Genomic DNA, 14403 nt, shown 5'->3' on the forward strand with positions numbered 1-14403 from the left:
CTTAATGTAGTTAACCCGAGAGTTTACTAAAAGGATATGAATAAAGGTATAAAAAAAGCAGGTTACATGTGAGCCCAGAGGATTCTGGATCATGCAACCTGTTTTTTTGTTTTTATGAATGCATATAGAAGTCCGTATCCATATCATACCCTGGATCGTTTGTAATTTTAGGTGAAGTAATCAATGTTGGCTAAAGGAAAATGCTCGAAAATGCGTTCTGTAATAAATTCACGCAGGGCGTCTTGTTGGTCGTCTTTATACACATACTTATACTGCCCCCAGCGACCCCACTTCATTTTACGTTTCTCCATATCCATCTCAAGCTTCGTTTTGGGGTAACGCTTCTCAATGGTCGCTTTCGCTGTTTTGGTAAAACGATGCTGGATCATCTCAAATGTGAGATCCTTGGTCGCTTCATGGGGCAGCGTATCTGCAAGCTTTTGCAGCAATTCCGAGTAGCCTTCCTCCCACCCGTCGTACCACATAATTGGGGCGATAATGAATCCTAAAGGATAACCGGCATGCGCGATCTTACCAGCAGCTTCGATCCGTTCTTCAAAGCGGGACGTTGCGGGTTCAAAGTTTTTGATGACATAATCGGAATTAACACTGAAACGGATTCGGGTGTGACCGTTATGTTTCAGGTTTAACAAGGGATCAACGTGATGATATTTGGTTACAAATCGCAATCGCCCATATTCTTCATCAGCCATAAATCGAATCAGATCACTTAAATTCTCAGTAATGTGTTCCAGACCAACCGGGTCTGACGTACAGGCTGCCTCGAATCGTGTAATCTCAGGAGCCCGCTCCTCAATATAACCTTTGGCAGCTTCAATAATTTCTTCTGTATTCACATAGACCCGCACATACGGTTTGGCACCCAATGTGGTTTGTAGATAACAATAATGGCAATGACCCATACAACCTGTAGAAATCGGAATAGCATATTCTGCGGAAGGTTTGGATTGATCAAATTTCAGAGTTTTTCGAACACCGACCACTAGGGTACGTTTGGCCATTCGATACTTTTCCTGCTCCGTCTCACCGGGGAGGTTCGTGATCCGATTATGAGATGTCGTCATCTGGTACGGGATATCTCTAGAGGTGACCCATTCCATGATTCTTTTTCCTTTATCATAATCCAGCGCACCAGGTTCAAAATACACTAAATCGGGAATAAAGGGTTTAGTACCCTTTGCTTTGCGAACTGGGGGTTGCGCTACACTTGTACTCACATAAACACTCCTTTCGATACGAAACTGGACTTAGTTTGTCTCAAGAAGGGTTATGTCAACCGTGCCAATACTTGCGTAAGGATGGGGTTTTTTAGACATTCCAATTGGTAATGGAGGCTTATGCAGTTTCAGAGGACTTGCCAATGCGTATTGATAACATGTATCATTATAAGATAGGGATCAGGCAGGGACAGCTGCCGATCAGAGAGAAGAGAGGGAAGCAGATGCCAACGCCCAGTATGGAAGATTATTTGGAGCGTATATACAAATTAATTGATGAAAAGGGCTATGCTCGTGTGTCTGATATAGCTGAAGGACTGGAAGTGCATCCTTCATCGGTGACGAAAATGATCCAGAAGCTGGACAAAGACGAGTACTTGATCTATGAGAAGTACCGCGGCTTGGTACTCACTCCAAAAGGTAAAAAGATGGGGAAACGCTTAATGGAGCGCCATCATCTGCTGGAGCAATTTTTGACGACGATTGGTGTTCAAGAGGAAAATATTTATAAGGACGTAGAAGGAATTGAGCACCATCTTAGCTGGGATTCCATTACGTGTATCGAGTCTTTAGTCGAATATTTCCGTCAAGACGAAAGTCGGTTGCGTGATCTCAAAAATCTGCAGGATGTTATGAGTAATACAGAATCGTAATAGATATTCCTAACATCACAATCAGATCATAAGTAATGAAATGATGCCAAATGAATGCTTGTAAAAGTCTTCTAATAACCTTATGAAAACCAGCCAACGATGCTTATCGTAATGTGATAAAGCGCGTAAGCTGGTTTTTTTCTACCCAACATTTGGTGAATGTCGCAACTAAACCATCAGTAGGAGCGTCTATTAAACTAGCAGAATTTGCCGCGAGTTTAAAAAATGATGGAGGATTGCTATCGATGAAGTTTCGTAAAGGATTAATCCTGTTGCTCATTTTTGTGCTGGGTTTGCAGACAGCAGGAATGACAGCACAGGCAGCAGGACAGAAGGAAATCGTCATTAATTTGGACGGACAACGCTTAGATTCAGATGTAGCTCCTTACATTCTTCCTAAGGTAAATGTAACAATGGTTCCTTTACGTGTCATTAGCGAAGGACTTGGAGCTTCTGTGTTATGGTCACAAGCGACACGTATCGTTACGATCAAAAAGGCTGATTCAGTCATCAGCATGACTAGTGGTCGTCAGCAGGCTACCGTTGACAACACGGTAGTTGGTTTGGACGCATCAGTAGAACTGAAGCAAGGTCGTGTCATGGTTCCCATTCGGTTTGTCAGTGAGAATCTCGGAATTCGTGTGAATTGGAATCAATCGGAGCAGGTTATCGATCTGATAACTGACGATGGATCAACGACACCTGTACCAACGCCTACACCAACCCCAGCTGTCCCTGCTGAACCAGGAGGCACTGGACAGACGCCTGCATCAGAAGAGATGCGTGGTGCTTGGATTTCGACAGTTAACGGTGATTGGCCGTCATCTGGGGCGAGAAACAATATTACGAAACAAAAACAAGAGTATACTCAGCAGTTGGATGCACTGAAGGACATGGGAATCAATGCGGTATTCGTTCAGGTTCGGGCTAATGCTGATGCAATCTATCCATCAGGACTTGTACCATGGAATACGGTTCTCACGGGGACTCAAGGTAAAGACCCAGGGTATGATCCACTATCGTTCATGATCGAGGAAGCACATCAACGCGGAATGGAGTTCCATGCGTGGTTCAATCCTTTCCGTGCTACGAATTCAGCAAGTACCAGCGGACTCGCAGCAAATCATGTTTCCAAATTACATCCTGACTGGATTGTAAATGTATCAGGGAAGCTTTATATCAACCCAGGTATACCACAAGCCAGACAACATATTATTGATACGATCATGGAAGTGGTTAATCAGTATGATATTGATGGTGTACATCTGGATGATTATTTCTATCCGTCTAACGCTACGTTCAATGATGATGCGGCATTTAAGACGTATAATACATTGAATACTAAGGATCGTGCGGAGTGGAGACGCGACAATATTAATCAATTTGTGAAGCAACTTGGAGAGAGTGTGCATCGTGTTAAGCCAAACGTTCAATACGGGATTAGTCCTTTTGGCGTGTGGCGTAACAAAGCAGATGATCCGACAGGATCGGATACAAGAGCAGGAGTACCCGCTTATGACAGCATGCACGCAGATGTTCGTACATGGATCAAGCAAGGGTGGATTGATTATGTTGCACCACAAGTGTACTGGAGTATGACACTGAGTGCTGCTCGTTATGATAAAGTTGTGGACTGGTGGGTTAATGAGGTAGCGAACACCAACGTTAAACTGTACATTGGCCACGCTCCTTACAAGCTGGGAACCTCGGAGATTGGTTGGAATACTTCACAAGAGATCATAGACCAGCTCATTTATAATGAAAAGTATGACTTGGTCAAAGGTGATATCTTCTTCAGCTCACAGCATCTAACGAAGAATACATTGGGCTTGATTGCCAGACTCAAAGCATATTACGGACTATAGAAATTTTTTAGTGTGATATACGTAATATAACCAACCCCTGTTCTCATACAGTGGCAGTAGAAACATGGCTGTCTGGAGAACGGGGGTATTTAGCATGTTAATTAATGCGGTGTTTGAAGGTGGAGGCGTTAAAGGGATTTCACTTGCGGGTGCAGTGCAAGCAGCGCAGGATAACGATATGGAGTTCCATCGCGTGGCAGGTACGTCCTCAGGCTCAATTGTGGCAGCTCTGATCGCTGCAGGATATCGAGCGGAAGAGATGAAGAGTATTATTGAGAATACGCCATTTGCTTCATTGTTACGTCGTTCTCCTATATTTGATGCACGCTGGATCGGACCTGCGGCAAGATTGTTTCTGAAGAAGGGGCTCTACTCTGGTGAAGCACTCGAAGAATGGATCCGAAATATGCTGAAGCAAAAAGGGATTCGAACCTTTGCGGATCTTCCCAAAGGCAAATTACTTATTACCGCATCGGATATTACGAACGGTACGATACTGGTTTTACCTGACGATATTGGACGCTTTGGCATAGATCCCAGCAAGCTTGAGGTAGCCAAAGCTGTTCGTATGAGCTGTAGCATTCCTTACTTTTTTGATCCAGTTGTCATTCGTAGATCCCCTATATTGTCCAAGGGCATGCGTTTTTCCGATCAGTTTGTGTATGTGGTGGATGGTGGGTTGCTCAGTAATTTTCCGTTGTGGTTATTTGATGGGGAACGCTCAGATCGAACGGGTGAACCGATTCCTGTAGTTGGTTTTAAAATGGTTGGCAAGACTGAAGGGAAGTCAGCACGAATTAGAGGGCCGCTCAGCATGCTTCAGGCATTGGTAGAGACGATGCTTACCGCTCATGATGAGCGATATATCGAACAGATTAATCGTTTCCGTACGGTCAAAATACCAACGCTAGGCATTAAACCAACACAGTTTCACCTCTCAGCACAGGATAGCACAGCGTTATATTTATCCGGGGTAGCAGCAGGCACAGAGTTTTTTAGTGGGTGGAACACAAAAATATATGACGAACAATTAAATAAGCAACGCAAAGAACTTCGAAAAAAACAAACCGAATCACTACCTTTGATACCTGTATGAGAAGATTTGAATGTTCATATGAAATACCCAAAAAAACAGCAATTCTCACGAAGGAGAGTTGCTGTTATTGGTGTTTACTTTATTCAAAGTTAGTGAAATTTAGGGATATCTTCATCACTTTTACCCTTTTGACCTTGAATGACTTGGAACGGATAATCTTTACGTTTCTTGGAAGATCCGCTACTACTCTTTTTGTTACTGTTTTGTTGTGCATTAACTTTGGCCATCGTACGTACCGATGGTTTAACCTTAGGCGTAGATTTACGTCTCCAACGCTTAGGAGGATACTTATACAGCAGGAATATTCCGCCTAACACAATTAGAGGTATAACAATTCGGGAGATTCCACCGCTGCTTAAAAAAGCTAATGCTCCAATAGCAGCAAGTGTGATGAACGTCCAAAATAAGACTGCCTGCTTATTCATATCAATCACCCTTTCACAGGATCAAGTGATGCAACAGGAATTTCTGATACTGCAGAAGCATTTGCAAGTTTTGCATCCAACTCACGCATACGATTGAATGAGGCGATGGATACTTCAACCTGTTCGTTCGTAGGCTCTTTCGTTGTTAGCAACTGTAGCCACAACCCCGGATATCCGAGATAGCGCAAGAATGGGATATCACGAACAGAATTGGTGATCTTCAGCAATTCGAAGGAAATGCCAAGTACAAGTGGTAGCAAAATCAACCGTTGACCCATTCGTTCCCATAGGTTGTCATACGTGAAAAGGGAGTACAGGAATACACCAATAATCACCGTCAACATGATGAAGCTACTGCCGCAACGATAGTGCAGTCGGCTATATTTTTGCACATTTTCTGGCGTGAGTTCCTCACCCGCTTCATAAGCACTGATTACTTTATGCTCCGCACCGTGGTATTGGAACAAACGTTTAATCATAGGTGTCTGTGAAATTAACCATAGATAGGCAAGCAACAGAATCAGCTTAATGCCGCCTTCCAGTAAATTATGCAAAAACTGATTGTCGAATGCATTCTTGAAAAGAAAATTCTCAATGACTACCGGTAGCAGGGTGAGTACAATCTTTCCGAATAAGAATGAAAGTATGGCTACTGCGGTTACTCCAATAATCATGCTCAGGCTCCAGCCAGAGCCTTCTTTTTCTTTTTGTTTAGCTTTTTCTTCCGGTTCCAGTTCATCATCAGCATATGCGTCAGCAGAGTAATTCAGGTGTTTGCTGCCCTTAACGCTAGAATCTATAATGCTGACAATCCCGCGCAGTAACGGAATCCGCCGCAATTTCATGACCCAGGACTTGTCTTGCTTGGGAACTTCTAAATACGTGATCTCGCCGTCTTTTCTTCGCACAGCCGTAACATTGACGTGTTTCCCACCAAACATTACGCCTTCAATGACAGCTTGCCCCCCATAGCTGACAGGCTTGGATTGTTGAGGCAAATTACTCACCTTCCTATTCTGTTCTATACCTTCATGGTAGAAGGCGGTTTAATAACCCTATTGTATCGAATTTTGAGAGCAATTTCTAGTTTGCAGGACAATCTGTGCTGGATGTTGTTAAGTTTGGTCAGAATGGAACATACTACCCGATAAACAATTTGTGTGAATCGAAGCTTTGCAGAAGGTATACCAACCTTGTATTGATGAAGAACAAGTAAATTGGAAGGAGCTCAACATATGACAGAACACACAGAAGATCGGGGTCATCGGAAAGACCAAATATCGGAGAGTAAAAATTCAGCAGAGCGAAAGGGGCGTGGAAAGCCAAAACAAGGAGAAGCACATTACTTGACCAAGCCGTTTCCATTTGCTGTGGAATTAGGATTTTTTGCGGGATTTATATGGGGGGCAATATATTTACTGTTTTATGTCATCCATTTTACGATTGTACCTTTAGGTTTTTTGGCAGAGCCTTTTTTCAAACATGAATTCGTGTATTCCATGGCAGGGCATCTAACAGGATGGTTATTTTTTATTGCGTTTTCGATCCTAGCGTCTGTACTTTATACCTTCACAATTCGCAAATTGAAAGGGCCATTCCCCGGTATGATTTACGGAATCTTCTGGTGGCTCATTATCTTTGTGCTGGTTGGGCCCAAAGTGCATATGGTGAAGCCACAGAATGAATTAACCTGGGATACAATCATCACTGAGTTCTGTTTCTTTCTGCTGTGGGGACTCTTCATCGGTTATACAGTAGCCATGGAGTACACAGACGAGCGTAAGCGTGAGCCAGAGAAAGCAGGAGCATAGCCGCAAAAAAGCTTCTCAATCGGGCAATGGCTGTGTTAAAATAGCAGATGGTTATTTGCAGAGAGGATGGAGCAGCTATGAAACGAATTGTTGTGATCAATGGTCCGAACCTAAACATGCTAGGTATACGTGAACCTGGCATCTATGGAACGCTTAGTCTGAAGGATATTGAAGACAAAATTCGCAGACAGGCTGAAGAGCTGGGCGTCTCCATCACTTTTTATCAATCTAATCACGAAGGGGACATCATTGATCGTATTCATGCAGCGATGGGGGAAGACGACGGAATCATGCTGAATGCCGGAGCCTTTACTCATTACAGCTATGCTATACGGGATGCGATTAATGCAGTAAAAGTCCCTACTGTGGAAGTTCATCTATCCAACATTCATGCACGCGAAGCGTTCAGACATCATTCAGTAATTGCTGCAGAAACGATCGGGCAGATTGCCGGATTTGGCGAAGTAAGCTATGAACTGGGATTGCTGGCTCTTGTGCGTCATCTGGACAAACAAACCTGAGCCGGGAACCCGGGAATGTGAGAGAAAGAAGGGTTACCGATGGAAAACAAACGAGTGAATAAGTTACGTGAGGCTATGCGCGAGCGTGAACTCACGGCTATGCTGATTACTAATCCGATTAATCGTCGTTACATGACGAACTTTACGGGTTCAGCGGGATACGTGCTTATTACGGAACAGGAAGCATACTTGCTGACTGATTTCCGCTATATGACACAGGCACCTCTACAAGCCAAAGGATTTACCGTTGTGGAACACGGACCAAAACCGATGGATTCCGTGCGTGAACTGCTGCTTTCCGCAAACATCAAAGAAGTTGGCTTTGAGCAGGATAGCGTGACATTTGGTACGCATGCATCTTATGCTGAAACACTTCACCCTGCTGAACTGAAAGCTGTATCCGGTATTGTGGAACAACTTCGCATGTTCAAGGACGAAGATGAAATCGCTGTAATGCAAAGAGCAGCAGATTTGGCAGATGCTACGTTCAGCCACGTTTTACAGTTTGCGAAACCGGGCATGACTGAGCGTGAGGTCGATTTGGAGATGGAGTTCTTCATGCGTAAGCATGGTGCGACTTCCTCATCGTTTGATACGATCGTTGCCTCAGGTGAACGTTCTGCAATGCCTCACGGGGTAGCAAGTGAGAAGGTCATTGGACAGAACGAATTGATTACGTTTGACTTTGGTGCGCTGCTGGATGGGTACTGTTCAGACCTGACACGTACCATCGCAACAGGTACACCGGTACCTGAGTTGCGTAAAATCTATGATATTGTACTGGAAGCCCAGTTACATACGCTGGAGAACCTGAAACCAGGCATGACCGGACGCGAAGCCGATGCACTGGCACGTGATATCATTGCAGGCTACGGATACGGAGATCAGTTCGGACACAGCACAGGCCATGGCTTGGGTATGGAAGTTCATGAATCTCCTCGTTTGTCCAAGCTTAGCGACGATGTATTGAAACCGGGCATGGTTGTAACTGTTGAACCGGGTATTTATATCGACGGTCTTGGCGGTGTACGCATCGAGGACGATGTGGTTATCACAGAGACAGGCATTCATATTTTAACAAAATCGGATAAGAAATTTACCGTTATCGGCTAAATGACTATCCACCGGTGATAAAGGACATGTTTTGATTTAGAAGGTGGGAGATTATCTCCTGAATGGTGAGGAATATATTGCGAAGTAGTGGAAGAGACGGAATCGATTCTAAAGAAGCGCCAGCGTTCGCCTTTGTCTCCTTATTTTTAACCTTTTAATAGTCTAATCAATAAAAATGGGGAGACAACAGCGATCGGAAGAACGATCCGACTCTGGAACGGTCTCAGCAGTAAATTGCTGCGAATCAGAAGATTCCCCACCTTCAATCAACGTATTGTCCTATATCACCTACTTTTCAACTATATCAGGAGGGATCTTTGTGATTTCAGTAAACGATTTTAAAACAGGCTTGACTGTACAAGTAGATAACGATATCTATACCGTGCTTGATTTCCAACACGTTAAACCAGGTAAAGGCGCTGCCTTTGTACGTTCCAAATTGAAAAACTTGCGTAATGGTAACACGGTTGAAAAAACATTCCGTGCAGGTGAAACAATTGGCCGTGCAATCATTGAAAACCGTGGCGTTTCCTATCTGTATGCAAGTGGTGCAGAGCACACGTTCATGGATAACGAAACATATGACCAGTTCACGTTGACTAGTGACCAACTGGAGTGGGAATTGAACTTCCTGAAAGAAAACATGAATGTAAAAATCGTTAGCTACCAAGGCGAAATCCTCGGGATCGACTTGCCAACAAGCGTTGAGTTGAAAGTTATCGAAACAGAGCCAAGCGTTAAAGGTAACACTGCACAAGGTGCTACCAAAAATGCGAAAGTAGAAACAGGATTGAATGTACAAGTTCCTTTGTTCATTAACGAAGGTGACGTTCTCCTGATCGATACACGTGAAGGTAAATACTCTTCCCGTGCGTAACTTTCAATGACTGTAAGATAATAAACGGTCAGATCAACCCTTTGCCATTCGTTTGGCAAAGGGTTTTTTCGAAAAAAGATTAGCCTATCAGACGCTTTCGTAATATACTGGGTTAAAGTCATTCTTCGGAGAGAATAATGGCGATGGACATCAATTATGCATACTGCACAAGGTAGGGAGTGGATTTGCGTTGTCATTGTACGTCATGAAATTTGGGGGCAGCTCGGTCGGAGACACGGAGCGTATGAAACGTGTAGCTGGACGTGTTGTAGAGAAAATGGATGAAGGCCATCAGTGTGTAGTTGTCGTTTCGGCAATGGGAGATACAACCGATGATTTGATTGATCAAGCAAAACAATTGAATAGTGAGTTACCAGCACGTGAGATGGATATGCTTCTTACGACTGGAGAACAGATCTCAATCTCTTTGTTATCCATGGCTATTCAAGCGCTTGGACGCAAAGCTGTGTCGTTTACAGGCTGGCAAGCTGGTTTCCGCACAGAGCCAGTTCATGGCAAAGCACGTATTAGCGATATTCAGCCTGAGCGTGTGTTAAGAGCACTTGAAGACGGTAATATTGTTATCGTTGCAGGTTTCCAAGGGATGACAGAAGACGGAGAGATCACCACACTAGGTCGGGGCGGTTCGGACACAACGGCCGTAGCGCTGGCGGCAGCTATTCAAGCGGATGCGTGCGAGATCTATACGGATGTGGATGGAATTTATTCCACCGATCCAAGGATCGTAAAAGTTGCGCGTAAGCTGAAAGAAATTTCGTATGACGAAATGCTGGAATTAGCAAATCTGGGCGCAGCCGTATTGCACCCGCGTGCAGTTGAGTACGCGAAACATTCCGGTGTACCTTTGATTGTAAGATCCAGCTTTAACCATAATGAAGGAACGGTTGTGAAGGAGGAAGCAACAATGGAACAAGGTGTAGTGGTTAGTGGTATTGCATATGACAAAAACGTAGCTCGCATCAGCATTTTGGGTGTTCCAGATGTCCCAGGAGTTCTGGCAGAGGTGTTCGGTGCTTTGGCATCTGAGCAGCTTGACGTTGATATCATCGTGCAAAGTGGTGTAATGGATGGAAAAGCAGACTTCTCCTTCTCCGTTGCGCTGTCTGATCGTGAGAACGCTTTGCATGTCATTGAGAGCCTTCACAGCCGGTTACCATACCGTGAAGTGACATCTGAAGAGAACTTGGTTAAAGTGTCGATCGTAGGCGCAGGTATGGTTAGCCATCCAGGCGTAGCTGCGAAGATGTTCAAAGTGATCTCTGGTGAAGGTGTGAGCATCAAGATGGTGAGCACATCCGAAATTAAAGTCTCCTGTGTCATCGATGGAGAGAAGCTGCATGATGTAATCAAAGCGTTGCACACAGCGTATGATCTCGATACAGCGGAGCAAGCTGTCATTGGTGGACCGCAAGTTCGTCGATAATTAAATAAACGATTTTGTCTAGGAGTCTTGTCAGTATGGACATAGACCTATAGGCATAAGAAAAGGTTAATCGAAGCTCATTTCGATTAGCCTTTTTTGGTTCGTATAAATGCGTTATGTCGCCTTCATCAACATTGTGACTCCCGATGAGTCTTAGGAACGAGGACATCATTCCTATACAGCATGCTTCTCTTTTGTTATGATGTAAACGTGTTAGTTTGGTTTACAAAATCGTTTTGTAAACCTTTTAGAAGAGGCGGGGTGGAGTAGCGTTGGACAAAAAGAAAAAAGTAACGATGCAAGAAATTGCGGATAGGGTTGGTGTATCCAAATATGCAGTATCAAAAGCGTTATCTGGCAAAGCAGGCATCAGTACGGCAACACGTGAACGCATATTTGAGGTGGCTTCGAATCTGGGTTATTTGGATCAACAACTAACCAGACGCACGATGGCTCCGAAGACGCAGACCGAGGAAGAAGAGCGCATGATCGGAATACTTTTTCCCAATATCCGTAGTCAAAATCGTGAATCTTTTTATTGGGGGCGCGTGCTTGAAGGGGTGTTTCGCGGTTTAGAAGAGCACGGGATTTCATCGGTACTCATTACGGACGACAGTCCTCATAATTTTAACAAACTTATGCGACCCGAGGCGTTACTGGGCATCATTGGGATCGGACTCATCGATACAGCTATGCTGGTTGAGTTACGCTCACTCGGTATTCCTTTTGTCATCATCGATCACGAGGATGAATTGGTCGCTTCAGATACGGTGTTTATGAACAATTATGATATCTATCGTAAGCTGACGAAGTTTCTGATTGGTAAAGGCCATCGACATATTCAGTTTATAGGAGACTGGTCGTATGCTCGGAGTTTTGCTGATCGTTGGAGTGGGTTCAAGGCGATTCTTGATGAAAATGGCATACCTTACACGCCGCACAAAGAGTTGTTACAGATCAGGCCGACGCATCACCCGGAAAATCTGGAGCTGATCCGCACAGCAATGCAACAGTTGATAGAGGCCTCTTCGACTACTGCGATTGTATGTGCTAATGATAAGGTGGCTTCATTATGCATGGCTGAACTGGAGAGACAAGGTAAACGAATTCCTACCGATATTTCGGTGGTTGCTTTTGATAATGATCCAGATGTTCAGGCGCAATATCCTGAATTATGTACTGTGAATGCAGAGACAGAGGCGCTTGGAGTTCAGGCAGTTGAGATCATGCAATGGAGGCTGAAGCATATCGGAATGCCATATGAGAAGAGACTCATTCAAGGTGAGTTAATGATCAAAGGCAGCATTGATAGCGTAGTCTAACATACAACCCTATAAGGTTATCCATTACGTGGCGAATGTAAAGGATAGCCTATTTGATATGGAATGAATGTCTGTCAAATGAGAGATATTCGTACTATTTATCTATGTAAACGCTTAAAGTAAACCTATTAATATTTTGTAAACATAATAATATAGATAATTTAGTTGACAGAATACTCAGATAATGAATATGATGTACTCAGATACAGCGTTTCACGCTGACAGACTACAATGGAAACGGGGTAATGCTATGTTCGGCAAAAAGCGGGGAATCGGCTGGATCTACCAGCAGAATGTGGCTGGTTATGTGTTTATCTCGCCTTGGCTGATTGGTTTTCTGCTATTAACGCTGTGGCCGATTCTGCAATCGTTCTATCTTTCGTTCACAGACTACTCTCTCTTAGATTCACCAACATGGGTAGGTACGCGCAACTATAGCGAAATTTTACAATCCGACAAGCTATTTTTGAAATCGCTTACAGTTACATTCGTATTTGTGCTACTGGCGGTACCGATTAAACTTTTCTTCTCCCTGATGGTTGCGATTTTGCTGAACAAGGATATTAAGGGCATGAATGTTTACCGGACAGCGATTTACTTTCCTTCTTTGATCGGAGGCAGTATTGCAGTGTCCGCGTTGTGGCGAAACATGTTCGGCATGGATGGTTACATTAACCACGTACTTGGCTGGTTCGGTATTACCGGAATCGGTTGGATATCCAATCCGAATACAGCACTGGGTACGCTAATATTGCTGAATGCCTGGCAGTTCGGATCAACCATGGTTATTTTTCTAGCGGGATTGAAGCAAATCCCTAAAGATTTATATGAATCCGCCTCGGTGGATGGAGCCAGCAGTATTCGTAAATTTTTCTCTATCACGATCCCTATGCTGTCTCCGGTTATGTTCTTCAATCTAGTCCTCGGCATTATTAACTCGTTCCAGATGTTTACGTCAGCTTTTGTTATTACCGCTGGAGGCCCGGCGAACTCTACCTACATGTATGTATTGTTCCTCTATGACAAAGCGTTCAAGCAGTTTCAGATGGGTTACGCTTCAGCGCTGGCATGGATTCTGCTTGTCATTATCGGTGTCTTCACAGCACTGAATTTCATCGTGTCGAAATACTGGGTGTTCTATGAATCCGAGGGAGGTAAATCAAAATGATAACTAGCAGTCAGAAGACATGGAAGGCACACCTTATTCTGATTCCATTTTCACTGCTCATGATTTACCCGGTGTTATGGTGGATTGGAGCCTCCTTCAAAAGCACAACAGAGCTATCCTCTCCGTCATTATGGCCAACGACCTGGTTATGGGAGAACTACAGCAACGGCTGGAACTTTACGTCTGATTTTACGTTTGCTCGTTTTTTTGCCAATACGTTAATGATGGAGTTTTGGAATGTACTAGGCGGTGTCGTAACAGCGGCCCTTGTCGGATATGGTTTCGGTCGATTGAATTTCCGGTTTCGTAACTTCTGGTTTTCGGTGCTGCTTCTCACGATGATGCTGCCTTCGCAAGTCACCGTTGTGCCTCAGTACATTTTGTTTAACAAACTTGGTTTGGTGGATAGTTATGTTCCGCTCATATTGCCACATTTTTTCGGGGGCGGCGCTTTCTTCATATTCCTGATCGTGCAGTTCATTCGTGGTATTCCACGCGAACTGGATGAAGCGGCGCAGATTGATGGAGCCTCCGTTTACGGAATTTTCTTCCGTATTATTGCTCCGCTAATCAAGCCTGCACTCGTGACAGTAGCGATCTTCACCTTTTTGTGGAGCTGGGACGACTTCTTCTCACAATTGCTATATCTCAATTCGGTAGAAAAGTTTACGGTGGGGCTTGGGCTGCGGATGTTTATTGATCAGTTTGAGGTGCAGTGGGGTCAATTGCTCGCGATGTCTTTACTGTCCGTTATCCCTTCGGCAATCGTCTTTTTTGTAGCTCAAAAGCATTTTGTGGAAGGTATCGCGACAACAGGGATCAAAGGTTGATTTTTGATGACAGGTATCACATAACTTCACATACAAGGGA

The 14403-nt window shown here is 44.1% G+C and carries 14 protein-coding genes; 11 read left to right on the forward strand and 3 right to left on the reverse strand.

All coding sequences use genetic code 11. The annotated features are described in order from the left end of the window. Window positions 1-167: 167 nt before the first annotated feature. A complete protein-coding gene (splB, locus tag M3636_RS03820) occupies window positions 168-1238 on the reverse strand; it encodes a spore photoproduct lyase (RefSeq protein WP_128102646.1) in 1071 nt (356 codons plus the stop codon). A gap of 224 nt (window positions 1239-1462) precedes the next feature. Here splB and mntR point away from each other — a divergent pair, with 224 nt between their 5' ends. The 3 genes from mntR (at window position 1463) to M3636_RS03835 (ending at window position 4852) form a co-directional block, all read left to right on the forward strand. Continuing rightward, on the forward strand, window positions 1463-1891 hold the full coding sequence (gene mntR / locus M3636_RS03825; RefSeq protein WP_056696954.1) for a transcriptional regulator MntR: 429 nt from the start codon (window positions 1463-1465) through the stop codon (window positions 1889-1891). A 245-nt stretch (window positions 1892-2136) separates the two neighbouring features. Then, window positions 2137-3756: a family 10 glycosylhydrolase gene (locus M3636_RS03830; protein ID WP_251381311.1), complete on the forward strand. Its 1620-nt coding sequence runs from the start codon at window positions 2137-2139 to the stop codon at window positions 3754-3756. A 94-nt stretch (window positions 3757-3850) separates the two neighbouring features. Then, window positions 3851-4852, forward strand: coding sequence for a patatin-like phospholipase family protein (locus M3636_RS03835; protein ID WP_128102644.1), 1002 nt, complete (start codon window positions 3851-3853; stop codon window positions 4850-4852). Window positions 4853-4941: 89 nt separating this feature from the next. Here the strand turns inward: M3636_RS03835 and M3636_RS03840 are convergent, their stop codons facing one another. Both M3636_RS03840 and M3636_RS03845 read right to left on the reverse strand, forming a co-directional pair. Next, window positions 4942-5277, reverse strand: coding sequence for a hypothetical protein (locus M3636_RS03840; RefSeq protein WP_128102643.1), 336 nt, complete (start codon window positions 5275-5277; stop codon window positions 4942-4944). Window positions 5278-5282: 5 nt separating this feature from the next. Next, window positions 5283-6275 carry a DUF1385 domain-containing protein gene (locus tag M3636_RS03845; RefSeq protein WP_251381312.1) on the reverse strand — a complete coding sequence of 331 codons (993 nt, stop codon included), beginning with the start codon at window positions 6273-6275 and terminating at the stop codon, window positions 5283-5285. Window positions 6276-6512: 237 nt separating this feature from the next. Between M3636_RS03845 and M3636_RS03850 the strand changes: the two genes are divergently transcribed. The 8 genes from M3636_RS03850 (at window position 6513) to M3636_RS03885 (ending at window position 14363) form a co-directional block, all read left to right on the forward strand. Continuing rightward, window positions 6513-7088 carry a YqhR family membrane protein gene (locus tag M3636_RS03850; protein ID WP_251381313.1) on the forward strand — a complete coding sequence of 192 codons (576 nt, stop codon included), beginning with the start codon at window positions 6513-6515 and terminating at the stop codon, window positions 7086-7088. 77 nt (window positions 7089-7165) lie between these two features. Continuing rightward, window positions 7166-7609, forward strand: a complete 444-nt coding sequence (gene aroQ, locus M3636_RS03855) for a type II 3-dehydroquinate dehydratase (RefSeq protein WP_128102641.1) — start codon at window positions 7166-7168, stop codon at window positions 7607-7609. A gap of 39 nt (window positions 7610-7648) precedes the next feature. Next, entirely contained in the window at window positions 7649-8722 is a 1074-nt protein-coding gene (locus tag M3636_RS03860) for a M24 family metallopeptidase (protein WP_128102640.1), read from the forward strand. A 319-nt stretch (window positions 8723-9041) separates the two neighbouring features. Next, entirely contained in the window at window positions 9042-9599 is a 558-nt protein-coding gene (efp, locus tag M3636_RS03865; RefSeq protein WP_056696506.1) for an elongation factor P, read from the forward strand. A 190-nt stretch (window positions 9600-9789) separates the two neighbouring features. Then, window positions 9790-11043 carry an aspartate kinase gene (locus tag M3636_RS03870; RefSeq protein ID WP_251381314.1) on the forward strand — a complete coding sequence of 418 codons (1254 nt, stop codon included), beginning with the start codon at window positions 9790-9792 and terminating at the stop codon, window positions 11041-11043. Window positions 11044-11315: 272 nt separating this feature from the next. After that, window positions 11316-12365, forward strand: a complete 1050-nt coding sequence (locus M3636_RS03875; RefSeq protein WP_251381315.1) for a LacI family DNA-binding transcriptional regulator — start codon at window positions 11316-11318, stop codon at window positions 12363-12365. A 250-nt stretch (window positions 12366-12615) separates the two neighbouring features. Then, window positions 12616-13533 carry a carbohydrate ABC transporter permease gene (locus tag M3636_RS03880; RefSeq protein WP_056696959.1) on the forward strand — a complete coding sequence of 306 codons (918 nt, stop codon included), beginning with the start codon at window positions 12616-12618 and terminating at the stop codon, window positions 13531-13533. Further along, window positions 13530-14363 (forward strand): carbohydrate ABC transporter permease, encoded by an 834-nt coding sequence (locus tag M3636_RS03885; protein WP_128102637.1) that lies wholly within the window; start codon window positions 13530-13532, stop codon window positions 14361-14363. The genes M3636_RS03880 and M3636_RS03885 overlap by 4 nt, the downstream gene beginning before the upstream one ends. Window positions 14364-14403 lie beyond the last annotated feature (40 nt).

This window comes from Paenibacillus sp. MER 99-2 (assembly GCF_023714095.1).
In the GTDB taxonomy this organism is placed as follows: Bacteria; Bacillota; Bacilli; order Paenibacillales; family Paenibacillaceae; genus Paenibacillus.

Excerpts from the sequence above, each read along its gene's own strand:
- mntR (WP_056696954.1), top strand. The coding sequence starts at position 1,463 with ATGCCAACGCCCAGTATGGAAGATTATTTGGAGCGTATATACAAATTA.
- M3636_RS03830 (WP_251381311.1), top strand. The coding sequence starts at position 2,137 with ATGAAGTTTCGTAAAGGATTAATCCTGTTGCTCATTTTTGTGCTGGGT.
- M3636_RS03835 (WP_128102644.1), top strand. The coding sequence starts at position 3,851 with ATGTTAATTAATGCGGTGTTTGAAGGTGGAGGCGTTAAAGGGATTTCA.
- M3636_RS03840 (WP_128102643.1), bottom strand. The coding sequence starts at position 5,277 with ATGAATAAGCAGGCAGTCTTATTTTGGACGTTCATCACACTTGCTGCT.
- M3636_RS03850 (WP_251381313.1), top strand. The coding sequence starts at position 6,513 with ATGACAGAACACACAGAAGATCGGGGTCATCGGAAAGACCAAATATCG.
- aroQ (WP_128102641.1), top strand. The coding sequence starts at position 7,166 with ATGAAACGAATTGTTGTGATCAATGGTCCGAACCTAAACATGCTAGGT.
- M3636_RS03860 (WP_128102640.1), top strand. The coding sequence starts at position 7,649 with ATGGAAAACAAACGAGTGAATAAGTTACGTGAGGCTATGCGCGAGCGT.
- M3636_RS03880 (WP_056696959.1), top strand. The coding sequence starts at position 12,616 with ATGTTCGGCAAAAAGCGGGGAATCGGCTGGATCTACCAGCAGAATGTG.
- M3636_RS03885 (WP_128102637.1), top strand. The coding sequence starts at position 13,530 with ATGATAACTAGCAGTCAGAAGACATGGAAGGCACACCTTATTCTGATT.